Genomic DNA, 23,672 nt, shown 5'->3' on the forward strand with positions numbered 1-23,672 from the left:
GCGATTTGAACTGGTTTACAATTTTATATTTTTGATGTATAAAATTTAAGTGTAAAGTCGCATATACTATTACTATTTATGATAATTGGAGGTAGATAACGGTATGTGTGATCATAAGGAGGATGACGAAATGGCAACTCCACAAGTAGAAAAAGAAAAAAATTAAAGTCAATATTGGAAATGCGTGATATGGCACAAACGTCTATGAAAAATAATAATATAACTGCTGATGAACTAAGAAAAAAAGTGGGAATTAAGAGGTATGAGAGATAAAATCGTAATAGATACAAATATATTTATCGATGCATGGTTTGATAATGATTACGCCTGTCAAGAAATAATGCAACCTATTTATGATAGGCGTATTTTACTTTTGTTCTCTCAAGAAACAATCGGAGAATTGATTTACATAACTAAAAATTTTGCAAGGCATACATTTCATTCAGAGGAATATCGTAATTATTTTTCTTTCGCATTTAATGGATATTTTCTATCATTCTCATTCCATCAATACAATGAATAAAGATAGCGTACCTAATTTAAGTAGAGATGAATATGATCAAATGTTTATCGAATGTGCCATATGAGGAAAAGCAGATTACTGTTTGACGAAAGATATGAAATCTGGTCTAACTGATTTAGCAGAATATGAAGGTGTAAGATTCATTAGACCTGAAGAATATCTTTCCTTAATATAAAGATGAAACATTTCTAATTAAGAGACCACCGATCTGACATAAGGTAATCCATGTCAGGTTGGTGGCTTTTGTGTTTGAAATATTTTTTGGTCTCGGAGAAACAACTGATCAAAAAAATAACTAAGCACGAGATAGATGTAAACGAGTTTTCGATAGATCCGAACTTCAAAAAATAAAATAACACTCACTTTAAGTTAGAACGAAAAAATCACTTCAATTCAAGTATAAACTTTAACTAGAACCCACCATAAGTGAAAACGCTATCACCCAAAAATCCATCAACAATCGCGTAAAAAATTCTAAAATCTACAAAATTGGCTAACAATTCGAAAAATAGTGTGTTATAATATTTGGCATGGTATGGACAATTCCCATATCATGCTATTTTTATGATTACAAATATGCGGAGGTAGCTATAGAATGGAAGAAACGATATCACTGAAAGAGATCTTCGAGGTTATCAAAAAACGATTTCTATTAATTCTATTATTAGTCGTTGGTGCTGCTGCGATTAGCGCCATTATTAGTATCTTTATCTTAACACCAACCTATGAATCTAGCGCACAATTTATTGTTAGCCAAGAAACAAACGAAGAGAATAGCAACATTGAATTAAATGATATCCGATCAAATGTAGAGATTATTAATACATACAACGATGTCATTGAAAGTAATCGTATTTTGAACCAAGTAATTGATGAATTGAATCTAACTATCTCACCAGGAGTATTAGCAGATAAAGTATCGCTTTCCAGCTCGGAGAATTCCCAAGTGGTTACCTTAACCGTTACCGACTATGATCCACAGGTCGCTACAGATATTGCGAACTCAACGGTGAATATCTTTCAGGAAGAATTGCCGGGACTGATGAATGTCAATAATGTCAATGTATTAACAGAAGCAGAAGTCGGCGAGAATCCATCACCCGTTAGTCCCAACACAATGTTAAACATCGCCATTGCCATCGTACTTGGCGGGATGATTGGCGTAGGGCTAGCCTTCTTGCTAGAGTACTTAGATAACACCATTAAAACAGAACAAGATGTAGAAAATAAGCTTGGTTTACCAATCCTTGGTGCCGTATCCCATATGGAAGAAAAGGATGTATTAATGGGACAGATGGCCAACCAGAACAGACAGCAGAAAGGAGGAGCGGCTCATGCGCAAAGGAAAAAAACAGCTCAGTAACAAGAATATCAGACCTTTGATTACGAAACTGAACCCGCGTTCTCCGATTTCAGAACAGTTCAAGACGATTCGAACCAATCTGCAGTTTTCATCGGTAGATACCGAATTGAAAACCATGCTAGTTACTTCCTCCGGTCCGTCCGAAGGGAAGTCATCTACAACAGCCAATTTGGCGATTGTGTTTGCTCAACAAGGAAAAAGAGTTCTGCTTGTTGACGCTGATATGCGGAAACCAACTCTGCATTATACCTTTCGCGCGGATAATCGCCGGGGTTTAAGCAGTGTGTTAGTAGCGGAAACAAGCTTAAAGGATGCCGTAACTAGCAGTGATGTAGGTGGTTTGGATTTATTAACATGTGGTCCGATTCCTCCTAATCCGTCTGAGTTATTAGGCTCCAGGGCGATGGAAACAATGATTGCCAATGCTCAGTTGGAATATGACGTGATACTATTTGATACCCCGCCAGTATTGGCCGTGACCGATGCGCAAATTCTTGCCAATATGTGTGATGGTGCGATTATGGTGGTGCGTAGTAAACAAACCGAATATGATGCCGCGCAGAAAGCGAAGGAATTATTAGAAGTGGGTCATGCCAAGCTATTAGGTGTGGTCCTGAATGATCGGGAACAGAAAAAGGGACATTATTATTATTACGGTACGTAGTCAGTCGGGAAGAGTCTTTTGGTGATAAACAGTTCAAGCTAAAAGGCTTTTTTTCTGTATGTAGGCTAAATAACACAGGAAATGTAGACGAAATGGATACTAAAGAAACAAGTGGTTTTACACCTATTACCTATTGTTGTCAACCCATTACCTTGTTATAATTAGTTTGAATAGACGGTCTAAAAGCAGCTAGATAAACAGAACAGTCTATATAGAAAGGAAGGTGTCGCAGTATGATCGACATTCATTGTCATATTCTACCGGGTATCGATGATGGAGCTAAGCATATGGCTGATAGTATCAGCATGGCTCAGAGTGCGGTATCGCAAGGTATTAATACTATTATTGCTACACCACATCATATGAATGGTACCTATAATAATTATAAAACCGATATTATCGCAGGAGTACAGCAGTTAAACGAGGCCTTACAAGCAGAAAATATCCCACTTACCATTCTTTCCGGGCAAGAGATACGTATTTATGGAGACATGGTAACCGACTTAGAAAATGGGGACCTCCTGCCTTTGAATGAAACAAGTGGCTATTTATTCGTGGAGCTTCCTTCTGGACAGGTTCCACGTTATACGGAACAATTACTATTTGATTTGCAAATGAAGGATATAAAACCGATTATTGTACATCCCGAGCGTAACCGCGAATTAATCGAAAACCCGAATATATTATATGACCTAGTCAGTAATGGCACCTTGACGCAGGTGACGGCCGCAAGCGTAAATGGAAACTTCGGTAAAAAAATTAAGAAATTCAGCCTCCAGCTTATCGAATCAAATCTTACCCATTTTATTGCTTCCGACGCCCATAATATTACGTCAAGAGGTTTTGTGATGCAAGAAGCTTATAGTGTGATTAAGCATAAATATGGTGCTTCCGCCGTATATTGGTTTATGGAGAATGCCCAGTATATGATCGATGGTGAACTGGTCATTGGCGAGCCACCTGAACGAATCAGATCAAAGAAAAGATTCGGTATTTTCTAGTTGTATGGAACTACTACCAATGATACAATGTCGAATGTATTGAAAATGAAAATAAATCATGTAACAAAACCCTTTTTCAAATAAAAAGGGATTTGTGCATGTTGCCATATTAAGGATAAAAAATCATCATGTGAAGATTGGAGTTTTACGATGAAACGTGTACGGAAGGCCATCATACCTGCTGCCGGATTGGGTACAAGGTTTTTACCAGTCACCAAGGCGATGCCGAAAGAAATGCTGCCGATTGTCGATAAGCCAACGATTCAATATATCGTCGAAGAAGCCATCGATTCGGGTATTGAGGACATTATTATTGTAACGGGTAAAGGGAAACGAGCAATCGAGGATCATTTCGATCACAACTACGAATTAGAAGACAATTTAATGAAGAAAGGCAAATTTGAGCTGTTAGAGAAAACGAAGCAATCGTCAAAGGTCACCCTTCATTACATACGTCAAAAGGAGCCACTCGGACTAGGTCATGCCGTTTGGTGTGCACGCAAATTTATTGGGGAAGAGCCATTTGCTGTTCTTTTGGGAGACGATATTGTCCAAGCAGAAAAGCCATGTCTAAAGCAATTAATCGATCACTATGAAGAAACAGGCGGTTCCGTGATCGGTGTGCAGCAGGTTCCTTATGATCAAACACATCGCTATGGTATTGTCGATCCAAACGAGCAAAAGGGAAACAGCTATTCCGTCAATCAATTTGTAGAGAAACCAGAGGCTGGTACAGCACCGTCTAATCTTGCTATTATGGGACGTTATGTCCTATCACCAAAGATCTTCCCATATTTAGAAGATCAAGAACTAGGTGCTGGGGGAGAGGTTCAATTAACCGACGCGATTCAACGACTTAATGAAACACAAAGCGTATTTGCTTATGATTTTGAAGGCAAACGATATGACGTCGGTGAGAAGATTGGCTTTATTCAGACGACGATTGAATTTGCGCTAGAAAACGAAGAAATCGGTCCAGATGTGCAAGCGATTATCACAAAGCTGGCAGAAGACTTGAAACAAAAACAAAACTAACGAGAGGGATGGCCCAGATGGGATACAAACAACGAATAGGCTTGCTGGTATTACTAGATTCGGTGATTGTCAGTACGGCTATCTTTATCGCTACATGGATCGTCTATCCCAATTATGATAGTGATTCAAGGGTAATGATCATCACAGCGATCGCCTTGCTCTTGTTTCACCATCTCTTTGCCTTTATTTATCGGCTTTACCACAAGGTATGGTCTTATGCAAGTATTGGAGAACTGATGGCGATCGTCAAGGCGATTACGCTTACGATTATTGCCACAGCTGTTGTGCAGTTCTTTGTTAATGATTTTGGCTTACTACGGCGAGCCTTATTGGTAACTTGGCTGTTACATATTATTCTGATCGGCGGATCACGCTTTGTTTGGCGAATCTATCGCGATCGGTATATGAAAGATAATATCGAAAAGAAACGTACCTTAATTGTCGGCGCAGGAGCAGCAGGTGCGATGATTGCCCGCCAGTTGAAAAATGAACACAGCCAAACCGATTTATTGCCCGTAGCTTTTGCAGATGACGATATGGCTAAGCATAAAATGCAGTTATATGATCTTCCGGTAGCGGGCAATATTAAAGCAATTCCTGAACTGGTCAAGGATATGGAAATTGAACAGATTGTTATTGCGATTCCGTCTTTATCTAACAGTGAACTATCCGAAATTGTCGCTATTTGTAACAGCACCAATGTCAAGGTACAGATGGTGCCGAAGATCGAGGATATTGTCTCTGGCAAAATATCCGTAAGCAACTTGAAAAACGTAGATGTCGAAGATGTGCTAGGGCGCGATCCAGTTGAATTAGATATCAATTCCATTTCTGAGTATGTCACGGGAAACACTGTGATGGTTACAGGTGCAGGAGGCTCAATAGGTTCCGAGATATGCCGGCAGCTCATGCGATTTTCTCCGTCTAAAATTCTATTAGTTGGACATGGAGAATTTAGCATTTATTCGATTGATATGGAATTGCGAAAGATTGTTGATTCAGAAACCGAAATTATACCAATTATTGCAGATGTTCAAGATCGAGAGCGCATATTCGAGATTGTCAGTCAACACCAGCCAAGAATTATCTATCATGCAGCAGCTCATAAACATGTACCATTGATGGAGTATAACCCACACGAAGCAGTGAAGAACAACGTGATTGGCACCCGTAACGTAGCTGAAGCAGCTGACACATACGGCATTCATACCTTTGTCTTAGTTTCTACCGATAAGGCTGTGAACCCTACCAACGTTATGGGAGCAACCAAACGAATTGCTGAGATGGTGATTCAAGATTTGGCAAAACAAAGCAAGACAAAGTATGTGGCGGTACGCTTTGGCAATGTGTTAGGTAGCCGAGGGAGTGTAATCCCATTATTTCGCAAACAAATTGAAGACGGTGGTCCAGTTACGGTTACCCATCCGGATATGACGAGGTATTTTATGACGATTCCAGAGGCTTCACGGCTAGTGATTCAAGCTGGAACACTGGCAAGAGGCGGCGAAATCTTTGTATTGGATATGGGAGAACCAGTGAAAATTGTTGACTTAGCCAGAAATTTAATCAAGTTATCTGGTTTCACAGAAGATGAAATACCGATCGAATTTTCCGGTATCCGACCTGGTGAGAAGATGTACGAAGAACTGCTTGGGGAGGATGAAGTTCACCCTGAAGCTATTTTTGAGAAGATTTATATTGGGAAGACGGTGGATGTGGATCGAGAACCACTTCAAATGTTGATTAATCAATTTTCGAACTATGAAAATACACAATTGAAAGAAACTTTGATGAGTATCGTCTATTTAGATACAGAAAAGAAGGCACAATCAGCAAATTAGTCTCATGAACTATTAAACTAACATCTTGGAAGGAAGTCTTAGAACTATGGCGGAACGTATCTTCCTGTCTTCGCCGCATATGAGTGAAGAAGGATATGAACAACAATATGTACAAGAAGCATTTGACACCAATTGGATTGCCCCATTAGGTACCAATGTCAATGAATTTGAAAAAGAATTAGCAGAGATGGTAGGTTCAAAAGCAGCAGCTGCCCTATCTTCAGGAACGGCAGCCATTCATCTCGCTCTAAAAGCGGCAGGAGTCGGAGCAGGAGATATCGTATTTTGTTCAAGCTTAACTTTCTCGGCTACAGCGAACCCAATTATTTATCAGAATGCGACTCCCGTATTTATTGATAGTGATGAAAAGACATGGAATATGGATCCAGATGCTTTAGAAGAAGCCTTTAAAAAATATCCAGAAGTAAAGGCAGTATTACTTGTTCATCTTTATGGTCTATCTGCCGATATGGATCGCATAATGGAGATATGTAATCAATATAACGTAACAGTGATTGAAGACGCAGCAGAATCCTTAGGCGGTTATTACAAAGGACAGCATACAGGTACGTTTGGCGACTATGGTATTTTTTCTTTCAATGGAAATAAGATTATCACAACCTCTGGCGGAGGCATGCTTGTATCCAACAACGAAGAGAAGGTTGCAAAAGCACGCTTTTGGGCAACCCAATCACGAGACCAAGCTCGACACTATCAACATAGTGAACTAGGTTATAATTATCGAATGAGCAATGTAACAGCAGGTATTGGTAGAGGACAACTGAGAGTATTGAAACAGCGAGTAGAAAAGAAAAAATACATTTTTGAATATTATAAACGTGAATTAGGTCATTTAGATGGTGTGGAATTTATGCCTGTGAACGAATGGGATAGTCCGAATTATTGGTTGAGTTCGTTACAATTGACCGGTAAAATAAGGCCAATCGATATCTTTGAAGCATTGGAAAAAGAAAATATTGAGTCAAGACCTGTGTGGAAGCCAATGCATATGCAGCCTTTCTTCAAAGCGTATGATTTTGTGGGTAAGGGTGTTTCTGAGAAGTTGTTTGAGGATGGGGTTTGTTTGCCTAGTGATACGAAGATGACGGATAATGAGTTGAAATTGGTTGTAGATATTATAAAGCAATGTTTTAAAATGGATTATGGAACTTTTTAAAATTCTGGTTTAATTCGGAGGGAACTATCATTGTATAATAAAATTTTTAAAAGAATATTTGATATTATTGCTTCGGCTATACTTATTGTTATATTGGTTCCTTTTATGTTGATAATTTCTCTTTTAGTGAGAATTAATTTGGGTAGCCCATTCATTTTCACTCAAGAAAGGGTAGGGCTAAATGGGGCTATATTTAAATTATATAAATTTAGAAGTATGACAAATGCAGTAGATAATAAAGGAAACTTGTTACCTAATAATAAAAGATTAACCAAATTTGGTAAAGTGTTAAGATCAACATCTATGGATGAATTACCAGAACTAATTAATATTTTAAAGGGAAATATGAGTTTCATTGGTCCTAGGCCTCTTTTAGTAGAATATTTACCTAGGTATAACGATGAACAAAAGAAACGACACAATGTGAGACCTGGACTTACAAGTTTAACAGCAGTAAATGGACGTGCAAGTTTGTCTTGGGATGAAAAACTTAAAATGGATGTTTGGTATGTTAAAAATATTAATTTTTTACTAGATATTAAAATTCTTTTAAAAACTGTAGTGACAGTTTTTAAAAGAGAAAATATCAATAGTAATAGAGGGAAATTCATGGGGAATGATAGTGAAGACAAAAAGGAAAAATCAATTTAATTAAATGGTGAGGTTAAGAAATGACCAAAGAGATTTCCATTGAAGAAATAATTAACTTTTTAGAAAAACAAAACTTGAAATTTGATTTTAAAGGTAATAAAAAAGATAAAATAGATGGTTTTTCTACTCTCTTTAACTATCGGGAGAATACTTTAACTTTTGTATCTTCATTAAATAGATTTAGTGATTACAGTAATTTATTTGAGGAACAAAAACTTCAATTAGTAATTGTAGACTCATCTGAAAACACTTATAATTGTTTTAAGAATGTCATAAAAATAGAAAAGCCTAAAATGACTTTTTTTACAATATTAGACTACTTTTTTAGTTCAGAAAACAATAATACTTTAATTAGTACTGAAAAAGAATTTTATGAAAACAATTCCTACGTCTCAAGCCAAGCAATAATAGGGAATAATGTAAAAATTGGTGTTGGATGTGTCATAGAAGAGGGTGTTGTTATTGGTAATGATACAGTGATACATCATAATGTAGTTGTTAGAAGAAATGTAACTATTGGCAGTAATTGTTCAATACTTTCTGGGACGATAATAGGAGAGACAGGATTCAACCCTTTAAAAGCTGATGAAAACAAAAGAAATATGATTAAACATTACGGTGGGGTAGTTATTAAAGATGATGTTCATATAGGAGATTCTTGTAATATTAGTAGAGGAACAATTGAAGATACTATAATAAACAAAGGTGTTAAACTGAATAAACAGGTAATTCTAGCTCATAATGTAGTTGTCGGTGAAAATACTGTGTTCACTTCTCCAGTTTTCGTTGGTGGAAGTGTTTTTATAGGGAATAATTGCCACGTGGCAGCAAGTGTAATTAGAAATCAATGTACAATTGGAAATAACGCTGTACTTGGTTTAGGGGCAGTTGTAATTAAAGATGTAGAAGCAGGGCAAACAGTAATAGGTAATCCTGCAAAACCAATGAAAAGATAGAGGTCGATTAAATGAAAATATTAGTTTTTGCTCCACATAATGATGATGAAGTCTTAGGTGTAGGAGGCACAATTGCAAAGTATGCTGCTAAAGGACATGATGTTTATATTTGTGAAGTTACAAGTGGCAAAGATAAAGAAAGATTAAGTAATATCCAAAATGAAGCGTTAAATGCTCATAAGGTTCTAGGAGTAAAGGAGACATTCTTTTTGGACTTACCAGTAGTAGGCTTATCTGATATACCTACAAAAGAGTTAAATAAAGCATTCTTTGATATAGTAAAACAAATCAAGCCTGATATAGCATATATTCCACACAAAGGTGATATGCATATTGACCATACTATGGTAGCTGAGAGCGCGATGGTTGCCTTAAGACCAGCTAGTAATCCACAATTGAAAGCAATCTATGCATATGAAACATTGTCTGAAACGGAATGGAATATACCATCTATTGATAATATATTTGTACCCAATGTGTGGACAGATATTACAAGTACATTTGATAAGAAAGTCGAGGCTATGAAATGTTTTAAGTCGCAATTACATGATTTTCCCCACCCTCGTTCGTTAGAAGCTATTGAATCATTGTCGAAATTTCGAGGTTCAACCATTGTGGTTCAAAATGCCGAAAGTTTCATGTTAATTCGATCCATTTTGTGATATTAAACAATTAAATGGGAGGACTATAGTGTGCTTAATGAAATTGGTAGTCACTTCGAATATGATGATACATATATCAGAGATACTAATGAAAAAAATAACGACTGGTTACCGAAAATGCAAGATGCTAGTTTTACCTTTTCAGGAAGATCTGCGATTGATTTAGTATTAAATGATATAAGTGAGACAAAAAGAGTTAAGAGTGTGTATATACCTGCTTATTGTTGTAGCTCTATGATAGAACCTTTTTTGAAAAAGAATATAAATGTATTTTTTTATAATGTACGCTTTGTTGCTGGCAAAGGTATTATATATGATTACAATCCTAAAGTAGAATGCGATATTTTCTTTGCTATGAGTTACTTTGGGTTAGAGGAATTTAATTGTGACAATTTAATTGAGGAAATAAATAACCAAAGTACTATTGTGATAGAAGACATTACTCATAGGTTATTATGCGATATCTCATATTCAACGAAAACCGATTATACAATAGCTAGTCTTCGTAAATGGTTTGGAATCCCTACAGGGGGATATGCAACTAAGAAAAATGGTACATTCAAAAATAAACCATTTAAATGCAGTGAGGAGTTTATACATAATAAAATAAAAGCGATGCAAGAAAAGTACCAATACGTAAAAGGTCAAGGTATTGATAAAAATGAATTTATGGATAAGTTTAATAGTTATGAACAAACTTTGAAGGATATTGATTGGAGTTATGAAATTGATAGTACTTCATTTAATTGTATTCAAAGAGTTAATATAGAATCTATACGGAAATCTAGACGAAGTAATGCGGAAATATTGTATGCAAAGATAAATGAACTTGAATATATAAAACCTTTAATACCAAAGCCAGATTTAGGGGGGAAGTGTCCTCTATTTGTACCTGTAATGGTTTCGGGTAATAAAAGAGATGGTTTGAGAAATTTCTTAATACAAAATAACGTTTATTGTCCAGTGCATTGGCCAGCAGAAGGGATTATAGACTCAGATATTTGGAAACATGAATTATCATTAATTTGTGACCAGAGGTATTCTAGTACAGACATGCATCGTATTATTAATTTAATGAAACAGTGGGAATCAAAAATTGCAATAAATTATAGAGACAATATAAAAGACCACTATAATATTTCGAAAGTTAGTGAGGAATTATGAGAGATATATATTTTGAAGAGAATTACGGGAAACTCTATGAGCAAATAGAAAATGGAACTTCAATGGTTTATAATTATGAAGATGACTTAGGAAAAGCTCACCATATGTTTATTAAAAGAGAGATTCCTTTTTCCATAGATGAAAATATTTACTATGATATAGTTACACCTTACGGTTATGGGGGGCCATCTATTGAGCCTGTTGATGAAAATAAAAGAGATGAACTAGTTCAAAACTTTATGGCTGGTTTAGATGATTTTTGTACGAAACAAAATATTGTAAGTGAATTTGTTCGTTTCCACCCTTTAATAGAAAATGCTTATGATTTTATGAAATACTATGATGTTTCTCAAATTAGAAATACTCTAGGAACAAGTCTAAATGAATATGACGATCCTTTCCAAACAGAATTTTCAAAGTCTTGCAGAAAGAATATTAGGCAATCTTTGAAAGCTGGAGTAACCTATCGAATAACTGAAAATCCAGAAGATGTTAGCCAATTCAAAGATATATATTATTCAACTATGGACCGAAACAAAGCCTCCGAGTATTACTATTTTGCTGAGGATTACTTTAATCTATGTTTAGAATATTTTAAGGATAATTTGTTATTAGTTGAAGCTATATTTGAGGGGGAAGTAATTGCAATGGGTTTTTACTTTATATATGGAGATTTTATACATACCCATCTTTCTGGAACGATAAGTGATTATTTACACTTATCGCCAGCGTATATATTAAGATATGCTTTAACTCAATGGGGTAAAGAAAAAGGATATAAGGTAATTCATCATGGCGGCGGAAGAAGTAACGATCCAAATGACTCGTTATATAAATTCAAAAAAAGATTTAGTAAAAATACGGAATTTAATTTTTTTATTGGTAAAAAAATATGGAATAAAAATGTATATAAACAACTGTGTGAAATGAGTAATGCAGATAATAATAGCGATTTTTTCCCTGCCTATAGGTCGAAAGCATGATTGGGAACTAAAGATACTGAAAGTACAGGTGAATTATATGAATCATTTAAAAGATAAACGATTATTAATATTAGGAGGTTCACGTATTTCTTGTGAAATCGTGAGAAAAGCACAAGAAATGGGCATCTATACAATGGTTACAGATTGGTATCCCTTAGAAAAATCTCCAGCTAAACAACTTGCTGATGAATATTTTATGACTAGCACTGCTGATATACCTGCAATGGTAAACTTAATAAAAAGTAAAAAAATAGATGGTGTAATTACTGGCTTTACTGATTCTGTTTTACCTTATTATGCAGAGATATGCGAAGAGGCTGGGATTCCATGTTATGGAACCAGGGAACAATTTGAAGCATTAACAAATAAAAATACTTATAAAAAGTTATGTAAGGTCTTTGATGTACCAGTGGTAGATGAATATCAAATTAGTGAAGAAGATTTGAATACTGATAAGCTAGATCATATAACATACCCTGTTCTTGTTAAACCAGCAGATAATAGTGGCGCTAGAGGAATTTCAATATGCAATAACAAAGAAGAATTGATCACTAATTATAACAAGGCATTAAAATTTTCGCAAAAAAACGAAATTCTTGTTGAACGGTATATTACTGGGGAAGAAGTAACTGTATTTTACACTTTACAAGATGGAGAAATCTATCTATCAGGAATTGGAGACAGGCATGTAAAGCATAATCAAGATGATGTAATTCCACTGCCAGTAGCGTATACTTTCCCATCGGTATATACAAAAAGTTATGTTGAAAATACAGATCCTAAAGTTAAGGACATGTTTAAATCATTAGGAATGCAAAATGGTATGGTTTTTATGCAATGCTTGGTAGAGGATGATAACTGTATCATATATGATATTGGTTATAGGCTTACTGGAACATTAGAATATAAACTATTAGAACAAGTATGTGGATATAACCCTCTTCAAATGATGATTGAGCATTCATTAACTGGTGTGAATACAGAAATGAAATTGAAAGAAAAAGCAACATCATATTGGAAAGAAATTGGTTTTAATGTATCCTTCTTAATAAAGCCAGGAGTTATAAAAAAAATTGAAGGTTTAGATGAAATAAAAGCTATACCAAATGTCTTAGATGCAGTATTAGCCCATGAAGAAGGGGAGGAAATACCAAATTCGGCAAGAGGCACTTTGAAACAAATAGTATTAAGAGTATTCGCAACTGCTGAAAATAAAAATGAATTAACAGAATTGCTTGATACAATATATAATACCCTGAAAGTTACTTCAAATGAGGGTGAAAACATGTTACTTGAAGGATTCGATACTAAAGAACTTAAGGAGGATGTATTATTTTGAGTCAAGAAGTTCAAAAAACAGTATTGGTAAGTGGAGCATCTGGTTTTTTAGGGAAAGAGTTAGTTTATCAATTAGTACAGTTTGAGAATAATAAGGTAGTAGCAATTACTTCTCAAAAAGAGAACTTGAAGCAAGAATTCAGGACATATTCTAATTTAAAAATATTAAGTACAGATGATTGGGCAGACAAACTGGATAAACAAGATAACATTGATATTCTAGTTAACTGCGCTTTCCCTCGTTCTTCTGATCCAACTTCTTTAGCTAAGGGATTAGATTTTACAGAAGAAATAGTAAAGAATTCTATTAAATTAAATATAAAAAGTATTATTAATATCTCTTCTCAAAGTGTTTATAGCCAAAAAGCAAAATCATTAACTGATGAAACTGCGGAGATTGTTCCTCAATCTTTATATGGAATGGCAAAATATGCTGGAGAAAAGATAGTATGTTCTCTTTGTGAAAACGAAAATATTAGTTATTCCAATATACGCTTAGCTAGTTTGACTGGAAAAGATTTTGAAGTAAGGATGACAAATAGATTTGTTAAGCAAGTGTTAAATGGAGAAAAAATCTTAGTTAATGGCGGGAAACAAAAGGTATCTTATTTAGAAGTCCAAGATGCTGCATCTGCATTGATAGCTATGATGAATGTACAATCAATGAAGTGGAAACCTATATATAATTTAGGAAGCCATTATTCGAACACAGTTTTAGAAATAGTAGAAACTGTACTAGAAAATGCAAAAAAAAGAAATATTATGGAATCAAAAGTTGAAGTGAATCCAAACGAAGATAGTTTTAATAATTTAATTGATAGTAGTAAATTTTACACTGACTTTTCATGGGAACCTCATTATGATATAAACCTTATGATAGAAGAGTTATTTGATCATTATAAGAATAAATAGATAGGTGGATACTTATGTACGCTTTGGTGATAGGAAGAGCTTATCCGGACAAAAAAACGGGAATGATGGGTATATTTGAATATGAACAAGCGGTTGCTATAAATAAGTATGGATTTAAAACCATTTATTCTTTCTGTGATACTCGTTCTATTAAGTCCTTGAGAAAATTTAATCATGTTAAATTAGATTCAAGTGAAATCCCTGTTTATGGTTATCATTTACCTATTGGAGGAACACCAAGAAAGATATTTGATAGCTTGAAATTCCAATACAATAAAAAAATACTAAATCAAATCTTAAAAGATCATGGAAAACCAAGTGTTATACATGTGCATTTTCCACTTCTTAATTTAAATAAAGAGGTTTGGGGAATGTTGAGAAATTTAAATGTACCTATTGTCGTTACTGAACATTGGACAAAAGTTCAAAATAAATCAATTGAATCTTATAGAGTTGATTTGTTAAAACAGATAGTAGAGGAAACGAATACGTTTATTTGTGTAGGGGAGCCATTAAGAAAAAGTGTTGTTGATTTAACGGGAACAAATAAAGAAATAAAAGTTGTACCTAATATGGTTAAGCCTAACTTTTATTATCAAGAAACAATAAAAGACAAAAAAACTTTTGACTTTATTACAGTTGGCAGACTAGTCGAGGTGAAAAGGTTTGGCTTAGCAATCGAAGCTTTTACAAAAGCATTTAAGAACGACGATAGATTAAGAATGCATATTGTAGGTGATGGCCCGTTATTTGATAAATTAAAAAAACAAATAATAGATTATGGTATGAAAGATAGAATAATAATGCATGGTTTTTTATCTCGTGAAAAAACAGCTGAAATTTTACAAAATGCGGATGTGTTTTTCTCTGCAAGTATTTTAGAGACTTTTGGAGTCCCATTTATTGAAGCTATGGCTTGTGGAAAACCCGTTATTGGTGTAGAAAATGGTCCAATTGATGTTTATATTAATGAGCATAATGGAGTTTTGGTTGAGAAAGATAATTTAAAGGAGATGACAAGTGTTTTAAGAAAAGTATATAATGATAGAAAATATTATACGGGTAAAAAAATATCAAATTTAGCACAGAAAATCTTTAGTGAAAAATCTATTGCGAAAGAATTAATTAATATTTACAATGATACCGAACTTGATTAAAAAAGGGGACGTTCAACATGTTTTGGATTTTGGATGAGATAAATTTATGAATGTATTATTTATAGCTACATATTCAGGGATTTCGGGAGCGAGCCACTCTTTAATTTCAATGGTTAAGTATCTTAAGACGTACCAAATTAACGCAATAGTTATTTTACCAGGCGATGGGCCGCTAGAAAACATATTAATTGAAGAAAATATACCATACAAAAAATTAAAAATATATCCTTGGGTGATCAAAATTGAAAAATCAACTCTAATCAAAGAAAAAATAAAATGGAGAATAAAACAACTTATAAATATATTTCAAGAAATTAGGATTTCTTCAGTAATAAAAAATAATAATATAGATATAGTTCATATAAATGCGATAACAGCCTCAAGTGGATATATAGCAGCCAAAAAAAATGAAACAAAAATAATTTGGCACATAAGAGAAATCTTAGAACAAGGTTTAGGTAAAAAATTTTGGGATGAAAATAAAGCTTATAAATGTTTAAATAGTTCAAATAGAGTTATTGCAATATCAGATAGCGTTAAGAACAAATACAGTAATGTTATTAGTGATGATTTATTTATGCGTGTATATAATGGCATTGATACGAATGAATATTCTATGAAACCAAATTTTATTTTTGAAGAGAATAAAATAACTTTAACTCTAGCAGGTAGAATTGTTGCTTCTAAAGGGCATGAAGAAGTGATTTATGCAGTTAAATTTTTGATTGAAAAGGGCTATAAAGATATTGTAGTTCAATTTGTAGGTGGAGATGGAGAAAAAAGTTTTGCAACTTATATAAAAAAATTAGTCCAAGATTTTGGGCTTGAAAATCAAATCATTTTTTTAGGTCATAAATCGAATATGCAAGATATTTGGAATGAAACAGATATCGCTATAGTTTCTTCTAAAGCTGAGGCTTTTGGAAGAGTTACTGTAGAAGCAATGATGTCAGGAGTATTGGTTATCGGTGCTAATACTGAAGGAACAGAAGAGTTAATAGCTGATAAATATGGTTTAACTTATGAACAAGGTAATTATCTGTCTTTAGCTAACCAAATTGATTACGCACTTAATCATAAAAAGGAAATGAAAGAAACAGCATTAATAAGTCAAAAACATGCGCATGAATCTTTCACAGCTGAAATAAATGCTAAAGAAATATATGGTATTTATAAAAAACTTTTAAATTAAATGTAATAGTATAGAATAGAGGGGAGCATCTGTGGATCTAGGTATTCAAACGCGAGGTCGTTTAAGTTTAAGTGTAGTAATATTTTTATTACTAATACCTTTAGTTCAATCGGATTTTTTTCAACGATTAGGTTACTTAAGTTTCTTTATTGATTTTATAACGGCTACTATATTTTTATTTCTAGTTTATTTCACGGTAACTAAAAAACAATTGAATATATTTGTAATTACTAGTTTGATTTTTTTAATTTGGCGTTCTGTCTCAAGTTACTACTTTTCTGATGGAGTAATGGATTTGGTGAATAGTACTAGAATAGCCTCATTAATACTTTTGGTAAATATTTTTATTAAAAAATATCCCAAATCTACACTAAGTGCAACTGATTTTTTATTCAGTGCGTATATTGTATTAAATTTCTTTGCGTTGTTAATGTTTCCTCAAGGGCTGTATGTAACAGATGGATATTCAAGTGCATGGCTTTTCGGCATTGAAAATCAGTTTGCTTTGTTTATAGTGCCAGGTATTACTTTTATTATGTTAAATTCTTGGTATAGGTACAATACAATTTCAATTATAGCATGGTTAAAAATTCTTATTGCGGTTATTACAGTTGGAATGATTTGGTCGGCAACGGCAGTAGTAGCTGTGTTTTTTGTGATTATTTCATCCATATTAGTTAGACAAAAAAGAATACAATTAGTGTATACTTTCTTCTTATTTTTGCTTTTTTATATTATTATTTGGTTAATTGTAGTTCGTTTTAATTCTTTAGATTCTTTCCAAGCAATTATTACAGATATTTTAGGAAAAGACTTGACGTTAACTGGAAGAACAAGAATATGGGCTGAAATATTTGAAACACTCCCTCAGTCTTTATGGTATGGTTTTGGTATCAACAGTAAAGTTTTAGCTGGAGTTGTGACGGATTTTGCAGCACATAATATGATACTTCAGCTGCTTTTGGATTCAGGAATTATTGGATTTATGTTATTTATAATTCCTTTTCTTATAGCAGGGGTTAAGCTACATTGTAATAAAGAGCAAATGATGAGTACATTAATTCTTATTGGATTATTTGCAATCCTAATAGGAGGTATAGCAGAAGCCTATAAAATGAATTATTTATTTTTATTAATGACTTTTGCTTATAACATAAATTATATAATAGATAAAAATAAATTTAAAAATGATTGAGTAACAGGTGTTTATTGCTTGGTATTTCACGTTATGTTGGATTTTAGTGACAGAATTATATTTGAAGTAAGAGTGAAAAAAGATTTGTTGGTAACTTATCAGTAGATGTAGAATATTTACAAAAGGGGCTAAATCAATGAGTTATACAGGGTATTAATCTTGTCATTATGATTCTACACTAGTGGTTAAGTAGAAATGATAATTAAAACTAACAAGTAAGCTATTAACACAAGTACATGCAAAAATATATTAAATAAGCTTGTTTAAACAGAAGAGAGAATGAGTATATGCAAAATAGATTAAAAAATCTTTTAAAAAAATCTTTTGTTCGTAATGTTTTTATTTTAGCTTCCGGAACAATAGCTGCTCAAATAATTACAATGGCAGCATCACCAGTTATAACAAGAATGTATGGACCTGAAGCTTTTGGTATTATGGGAACCTTTAACGCCTTAATTAATATTATATTGCCGATCTCAGCATTAGCTTATCCAATAGCTATTGTACTACCTAAAAAAGATCAAGAGGCCAAACAGCTTGTTAAAATATCTTTAATAGTTACAGTTTTTAGTACTTTAATAGCTCTGTTGTTGCTACTTCTATTTAATAATCAGATAGTAAATATATTTAATATTAGTGAAATTTCAAATTTCTTATTCTTAATTCCTTTGATAGTCATTTTTTCTGGTTGTGTACAAATTATGGAACAATGGCTTATTAGAAAAAAACAATTTTCAATCAATGCTAAAGTAACATTTTTTCAGTCTTTGATTACAAATGGAGGTAAAATTTGCTTAGGTTTCTTTTATCCGATAGCTTCTATATTGGTAGTTATAACTTCATTTGCAAATGGAATAAGAGCGTTGATGTTATTTATGTTCTCTAGAAAAGATAAATTAAATAACGATAGATCACAAACATCGGACAAGAAAAAATTAAATGAGTTGGCTAAAAAGTATTATGACTTCCCTGCATATAGAGCTCCTGAAATGTTCATAAATGCAATATCCCAAGGTTTACCTGTTTTGCTTCTTTCAGTTTTTTTTGGTCCTGCTTCTGCAGGGTTTTATTCTATAGGTAAAACAGTATTAAACTTGCCCACTTTACTTATTGGAAAATCAGTGGGTGATGTGTTTTATCCACGCATTGCTGAAGCGAAACATAAAAATGAAGATACATATTTTCTTATAAAGAAAGCTACATTAGCGCTAATGGGAGTAGGGATACTTCCATTTGCTATAATCATTATATTCGGACCGTATTTATTTAGTTTTGTATTTGGAAGTGATTGGGTTATAGCTGGTGAATATGCACGTTGGATTGCCTTATGGTCGTTCTGTGGATTTATTAATAGACCGAGCGTTCGTGCTCTTCCTGTATTAAATGCTCAAAAGTTTCACTTAATTTATACAATAATTATGTTGATTTTAAGATTTATTGCTTTAGCAATTGGTTATTTCCTATTTTCAAATGATTTAATCGCAGTTGCATTGTATAGTATAGCAGGTGCCTTATTAAATGTAGTATTAATAATAGCTACGCTTGGTATAAGTAAAAAAAGATAAGAAATGTGGGATATCAGTGAGTGATTTTTTGTTTTCACGAAAAAGATTACAGTTAAAAAAAATAGAAAGAGAAATACAATCGATATACATAACTAGTAATTCGCCTAAAGTTAGGGAGTTTCATGGAAATTGGGGTTCCTTTGGAATTAGTAAAAACCTTTATAATGGTTTTGATGTATATGAGAATGATGAATATATTGTTGGAGTAATTGGCGGTCCAATCTTAATGTTTCAAAGTAATACTTTTTTGGATGAAGCTGATAGTTGTGAAGGTACTATTGCTATTTTTAAAAGATGGTTAAGTAGTGAAATTAAATGGGATGAAGACTTAAGTGGCCCGTTCGCTATAATTTTTATAAATAAACAAATAGAAGAGGTTACTTGTGTTACTGATTTAATGTCATTTATACCTGTATATGCGTTGAATGATTCCGTCAGTTGCATGTTTTCAACGCATGTTGATATTCTTGCCAATACCTCGAACCAATGTCATAATATAGATAAAATTTCACAATTGGACTTTATATTAAATGGAACAGTGACGTACCCTTATACTTTTTACAAAAAGATTAATCAAATTCAGCCTGCTTCAATTCACAAATTACCAAATCATAGTACTGAAATTCAAATTAATAGTTACTGGATACCTAAAGAAGTAAAGAGTGAGTTGAATTTAAATGAACTAGCTACAAAAACAAGAGAAGGATTAGAAGCTTACATTAATCAAGTTACTTCACAATCTACCAATATAGCACAATTTATAAGTGGCGGAGAAGATTCAAGAGTACTTTCTTCGTTATTACAAAATATTACAAGGGATGGATTTATATTCTTAGACCAAATGAATAGAGAGGGGAGAACCGCGCAAAAAGTAGCGGATATTTATGGAGCAAAACTCAAAATATCTACAAGAAGTGAGTTACATTACTTAAATATAATTAAAGATTGTTCACTACTGATAGGAAGTGGATCCCAATACCTTCATGCTCACACATATGGTTTCCATGAAAGTTGTAATTTTAACTCGTATTCGGCAATTTTTGGAGGTTTATTTTCTGACGCACTTTTAAAAGGGGCACGTATAAAAAGAAAAAAAAGAACTGGGAAATTACCTTTTATACCCGAATTAAAAGATGAAGAATTTACAAATGATGAACTAATTGAAAATTCACTATTTTGTAGTAAGTCCTTAGAAAAAATATCTGAGAGAAGGAAAAATCATCTAAAATATATACAAACTTTTCGAAATGAATCAGCGGAAGAGTGGTTTGAATTATGGCCAAGTTCAATGAATGTGAATATTCCTAATCTAAGTGCTAATCGTCGGCTATTCAGAAGTTATGAACCTTTTATGTCAAAAGATATAGTAAAAATCGCAGCTGTAACCCCTCAAAAATGGAAATTGAACCGAATTTTATTTCATAAAATGTCGAAACCATTGTTGAAGCCGACAAAGTGGTTAATGCACGGTGATGGATGGTACCCATACTATTCGTGGGTATCTAAGAGTATTTTTTATCCAATCATATATACGAGTAGGAAAGTTAGTAAGAAACTAAAAATTCAAAAGGGAAATCAAGGTCCATGGGTGGAATGGAGCAATTTAGTCCAGAAAAAAGAATTCACATATTCTGCTGATAAGTATCATTCTGGTATGGAGATTTTGCTTCACCTATCAAAAATAAATGAAGTAACTAAAGTAATAAAGGATAGTGAGCTTACACCATTACAAAAAGTTAATTTTTTACAAACGCTAATTTTTAATGTTGAAAATATAAGAGTAAAAAAATGAATGTATTGTCCACTAAGATTGAAGAGTAAATCAAAAAAATAAGTTATTTCGTTATGGTCTAAAATCTTGTACAGTTTACAAAAATAGACAAGAGTTGTTAACCTTAAAATAATGTATACTGTAATGTTTTTTTGTTGAATAAAATCAACTTTTTTATTTAACACTGTGTAAATAACATTTTTAAACGGAGGGCATCCTTTGGCTAATAAAATTTTAAAATTCGCAAAAGAATTTAACAAACCATTTGAAAGATTTATTTTAGTGAACGGCTGGAATCTTAGATTGTATAAGAAAAAGAAAAATGGGGTCAAATTAAAACAACTTAATAGAAATCAAAAACATGATATAAAGGATTTCTGGAAAAAATATGGGAAAAGAGTTAATCCTAATTGGACAGCTTACTTTTCCTTTGGAAATGATTATTTTGACCCCCGATATATACCTGAAAGTTTGTACTATGGAGAAATAGCTCAAAAGTTGTATGTTCAAGGAATGGGGGGATTACATCACAAAAATGTACAAGAGCAACTGTTTGATTCAAAACAACCAAAAACAATTGTTAGGAAAATAAATAATTTTATATCTGATAGGGAACATAACCCCATCTCATTAGATTATGCAATACAGTTATGCAAAGAAGAAAAAGAAGTTATTATAAAACCTTCTACGGGTACGTACGGTGGTAAAGGTATTATGTTTTGGAAGGCCGGGGACCAAGAAAGCATTTTAAAAGATATTCTGACTTCTTTTGATCAAGTAATCGCTCAAGAGGTTGTGGAATCTCATCAATTTATGAAAAATATAACAACGTCTACAATTAATACCCTAAGAGTAGTAACATTGTTAGTTGAAGGAGAACCTGTGCTTTTATCCACATTATTGAGAATGGGGAAAGAGGGTAGTAGGTTAGATGGAGTTTCAACTGGGGGAGTTATTGCAGTTGTGAACACAAGTGGATTTTTGGAAGAATCTGCAGTACAATTAGACCAAACTATTAGAAAGCAGCATGATAGTGGATTTATTTTTAAGGATAAAAAAATTCCTTCGTATAAAAAATGGGTCTTCACCAAAATCTATGGGTGTCAACCAAGGGCAAATATGGTAATAAGCCCAGTTAAATGCAAAAACACCCGTAACCCTGCTATAGTGAAAGTACCAACAACCAAAATAGCGAGGTGTTACAGGTGTATTTTCACTATATCAATAAATGGATTCAATTACCAGAAGTAGAGATTAAAAATATGACGTTTGATGATAACCAGCACACGGTTTACCTTCGTGTTGCCCCCGTGCAAAAGGTTCAACCATGTCCTTATTGTGGGAGTGATGATGTCCATAGAGATGGTGTATGTTACCCCCGCCATATTCGACATTTACCATTGGTGAGTTGGAAAACCATTCTTCAGGTTCCATCGGTTAATCAGAAATGCCAACAATGCACGGGCCATTTTGTTTGGCAGTATGGATTTGCGCCACCAAAAAAACAGTATACCAAAGCTTTTCAGGAGCACTTAACCGAACAAGGCCAAGGTATTCCGGTCCAAGCATTGTCTCACTTCCAAGGGGTGCCCTATACAACAGCGGAAAGATATTTTAAACAAGGACTTCAAGTAGAAAGAGAACACACCCAGATGACTTGTATTCAAGATGCCATCGATCGAGAACAACTCGTACTCGGGATCGATGATGTGGCCATCCGAAAAGGCCATACGTATAACACGGGCATTCACGATTTAAAAGGAGGGAGCATGTTGGACATTTTCCCAGGGCGTAAAAAAGAAGATTTACAAGCCTTTCGAGAAAATCATTCCTATCTGCATGCCTTAAACCCTGTTGCTGTGGTCATGGACTTAAGCTATACGTATCATCGATTCATCCAAGAGACCTTTCCGCAGGCTATTCGTATCGCGGACCGTTTCCATGTGAATCGCTATGTGACGGACGCCATGCACGAGGTACGCAAGGAGGTACAAAAAAACCTTCCTAGACATGCCAAAAAACAGTTAAAACGGAACCATCGCCTATTAAAAAGACGCTATGAGGACTTATCCACTCCAGATCAAGCAACCGTTCAAAGGCTGTTAACCTATGATCAACAGTTAAAAGCTGCCTACCGTTGGAAAGAAGCTTTTATTGACTGGTATGATCGAAGCGCCAACGCGGATCAAGCGAAGAATACGCTGGAACATTGGTATCAACAAGGGCACCATATCCAGCATAAAGCCGTGGAATCCGCTATCCAAACGATACAGAATTGGGAGACAGACATCATCAACTATCATCGCTTACGGTTCACCAATGCAGTGGTGGAAGGTCGACACAATAAGCTCAAAGCAATACAGCGCAGGCATTATTTCACACGCAACCGGACGGTATACGACAATCGGATTTTGGTCGAATGCAACTGGAATTACATGCAGGGAATTGCATAATGGTCAACCATAGATTTTGGTGAAGAGCCTAAAAAATTAATAAAAGATGCTTTTAGACAACATTGTAGG

General features: G+C 33.8%; 21 protein-coding genes. All 21 read left to right on the forward strand.

The features are described from left to right. Nucleotides 1–262: 262 nt before the first annotated feature. The 21 genes from BN6556_RS10360 (at nt 263) to BN6556_RS10460 (ending at nt 23,603) form a co-directional block, all read left to right on the forward strand. Entirely contained in the window at nt 263–523 is a 261-nt protein-coding gene (locus tag BN6556_RS10360; RefSeq protein ID WP_066190712.1) for a PIN domain-containing protein, read from the forward strand. Nucleotides 524–1,118: 595 nt separating this feature from the next. Further along, nucleotides 1,119–1,886: a YveK family protein gene (locus BN6556_RS10365; protein ID WP_066190716.1), complete on the forward strand. Its 768-nt coding sequence runs from the start codon at nt 1,119–1,121 to the stop codon at nt 1,884–1,886. After that, nucleotides 1,858–2,550 (forward strand): CpsD/CapB family tyrosine-protein kinase, encoded by a 693-nt coding sequence (locus BN6556_RS10370; protein WP_066190718.1) that lies wholly within the window; start codon nt 1,858–1,860, stop codon nt 2,548–2,550. Before BN6556_RS10365 ends, BN6556_RS10370 begins: the two co-directional genes overlap by 29 nt. Before the next feature lie 233 nt (nt 2,551–2,783). Next, the gene (locus BN6556_RS10375) at nt 2,784–3,551 is read left to right on the forward strand and encodes a tyrosine-protein phosphatase (RefSeq protein WP_066190720.1); all 768 of its coding nucleotides are present in this window, start codon (nt 2,784–2,786) and stop codon (nt 3,549–3,551) included. 150 nt (nt 3,552–3,701) lie between these two features. Continuing rightward, nucleotides 3,702–4,586: a UTP--glucose-1-phosphate uridylyltransferase GalU gene (galU, locus tag BN6556_RS10380; protein WP_066190723.1), complete on the forward strand. Its 885-nt coding sequence runs from the start codon at nt 3,702–3,704 to the stop codon at nt 4,584–4,586. Nucleotides 4,587–4,603: 17 nt separating this feature from the next. Then, the gene (locus BN6556_RS10385) at nt 4,604–6,427 is read left to right on the forward strand and encodes a polysaccharide biosynthesis protein (protein ID WP_066190726.1); all 1,824 of its coding nucleotides are present in this window, start codon (nt 4,604–4,606) and stop codon (nt 6,425–6,427) included. A gap of 46 nt (nt 6,428–6,473) precedes the next feature. Further along, nucleotides 6,474–7,604, forward strand: a complete 1,131-nt coding sequence (locus BN6556_RS10390) for a DegT/DnrJ/EryC1/StrS family aminotransferase (RefSeq protein WP_066190729.1) — start codon at nt 6,474–6,476, stop codon at nt 7,602–7,604. Between the two features lie 30 nt (nt 7,605–7,634). Next, the gene (locus tag BN6556_RS10395) at nt 7,635–8,255 is read left to right on the forward strand and encodes a sugar transferase (RefSeq protein WP_066190732.1); all 621 of its coding nucleotides are present in this window, start codon (nt 7,635–7,637) and stop codon (nt 8,253–8,255) included. 20 nt (nt 8,256–8,275) lie between these two features. Next, on the forward strand, nt 8,276–9,211 hold the full coding sequence (locus BN6556_RS22755; RefSeq protein ID WP_066190734.1) for a UDP-3-O-(3-hydroxymyristoyl)glucosamine N-acyltransferase: 936 nt from the start codon (nt 8,276–8,278) through the stop codon (nt 9,209–9,211). Between the two features lie 11 nt (nt 9,212–9,222). Then, the gene (locus BN6556_RS10405) at nt 9,223–9,873 is read left to right on the forward strand and encodes a PIG-L deacetylase family protein (protein ID WP_066190736.1); all 651 of its coding nucleotides are present in this window, start codon (nt 9,223–9,225) and stop codon (nt 9,871–9,873) included. A gap of 30 nt (nt 9,874–9,903) precedes the next feature. Continuing rightward, nucleotides 9,904–11,037 carry an aspartate aminotransferase family protein gene (locus tag BN6556_RS10410; protein ID WP_066190738.1) on the forward strand — a complete coding sequence of 378 codons (1,134 nt, stop codon included), beginning with the start codon at nt 9,904–9,906 and terminating at the stop codon, nt 11,035–11,037. Then, nucleotides 11,034–12,020 (forward strand): GNAT family N-acetyltransferase, encoded by a 987-nt coding sequence (locus tag BN6556_RS10415; protein WP_066190741.1) that lies wholly within the window; start codon nt 11,034–11,036, stop codon nt 12,018–12,020. Before BN6556_RS10410 ends, BN6556_RS10415 begins: the two co-directional genes overlap by 4 nt. 37 nt (nt 12,021–12,057) lie before the next feature. Then, nucleotides 12,058–13,359: an ATP-binding protein gene (locus BN6556_RS10420; protein WP_066190744.1), complete on the forward strand. Its 1,302-nt coding sequence runs from the start codon at nt 12,058–12,060 to the stop codon at nt 13,357–13,359. Next, complete coding sequence (locus BN6556_RS10425; RefSeq protein WP_066190746.1) at nt 13,356–14,270, forward strand: NAD-dependent epimerase/dehydratase family protein; 915 nt, start codon at nt 13,356–13,358, stop codon at nt 14,268–14,270. The genes BN6556_RS10420 and BN6556_RS10425 overlap by 4 nt, the downstream gene beginning before the upstream one ends. Before the next feature lie 14 nt (nt 14,271–14,284). Continuing rightward, entirely contained in the window at nt 14,285–15,427 is a 1,143-nt protein-coding gene (locus BN6556_RS10430; RefSeq protein ID WP_066190748.1) for a glycosyltransferase, read from the forward strand. A gap of 46 nt (nt 15,428–15,473) precedes the next feature. Beyond that, nucleotides 15,474–16,619, forward strand: a complete 1,146-nt coding sequence (locus BN6556_RS10435; protein WP_066190752.1) for a glycosyltransferase family 4 protein — start codon at nt 15,474–15,476, stop codon at nt 16,617–16,619. 31 nt (nt 16,620–16,650) lie between these two features. Then, the gene (locus BN6556_RS10440) at nt 16,651–17,814 is read left to right on the forward strand and encodes an O-antigen ligase family protein (protein WP_066190754.1); all 1,164 of its coding nucleotides are present in this window, start codon (nt 16,651–16,653) and stop codon (nt 17,812–17,814) included. Nucleotides 17,815–18,101: 287 nt separating this feature from the next. Next, complete coding sequence (locus BN6556_RS10445) at nt 18,102–19,379, forward strand: lipopolysaccharide biosynthesis protein (RefSeq protein WP_066190756.1); 1,278 nt, start codon at nt 18,102–18,104, stop codon at nt 19,377–19,379. Nucleotides 19,380–19,395: 16 nt separating this feature from the next. Beyond that, on the forward strand, nt 19,396–21,171 hold the full coding sequence (locus tag BN6556_RS10450) for an asparagine synthetase B family protein (RefSeq protein ID WP_066190758.1): 1,776 nt from the start codon (nt 19,396–19,398) through the stop codon (nt 21,169–21,171). A 198-nt stretch (nt 21,172–21,369) separates the two neighbouring features. Next, nucleotides 21,370–22,401: a sugar-transfer associated ATP-grasp domain-containing protein gene (locus tag BN6556_RS10455; RefSeq protein ID WP_066190759.1), complete on the forward strand. Its 1,032-nt coding sequence runs from the start codon at nt 21,370–21,372 to the stop codon at nt 22,399–22,401. Next, complete coding sequence (locus tag BN6556_RS10460) at nt 22,356–23,603, forward strand: ISL3 family transposase (protein ID WP_066190761.1); 1,248 nt, start codon at nt 22,356–22,358, stop codon at nt 23,601–23,603. Before BN6556_RS10455 ends, BN6556_RS10460 begins: the two co-directional genes overlap by 46 nt. The last annotated feature ends 69 nt before the right edge of the window (nt 23,604–23,672 follow it).

The sequence above is a fragment of the Gracilibacillus timonensis genome, from assembly GCF_900086715.1.
Lineage (GTDB): Bacteria > Bacillota > Bacilli > Bacillales > Amphibacillaceae > Gracilibacillus > Gracilibacillus timonensis.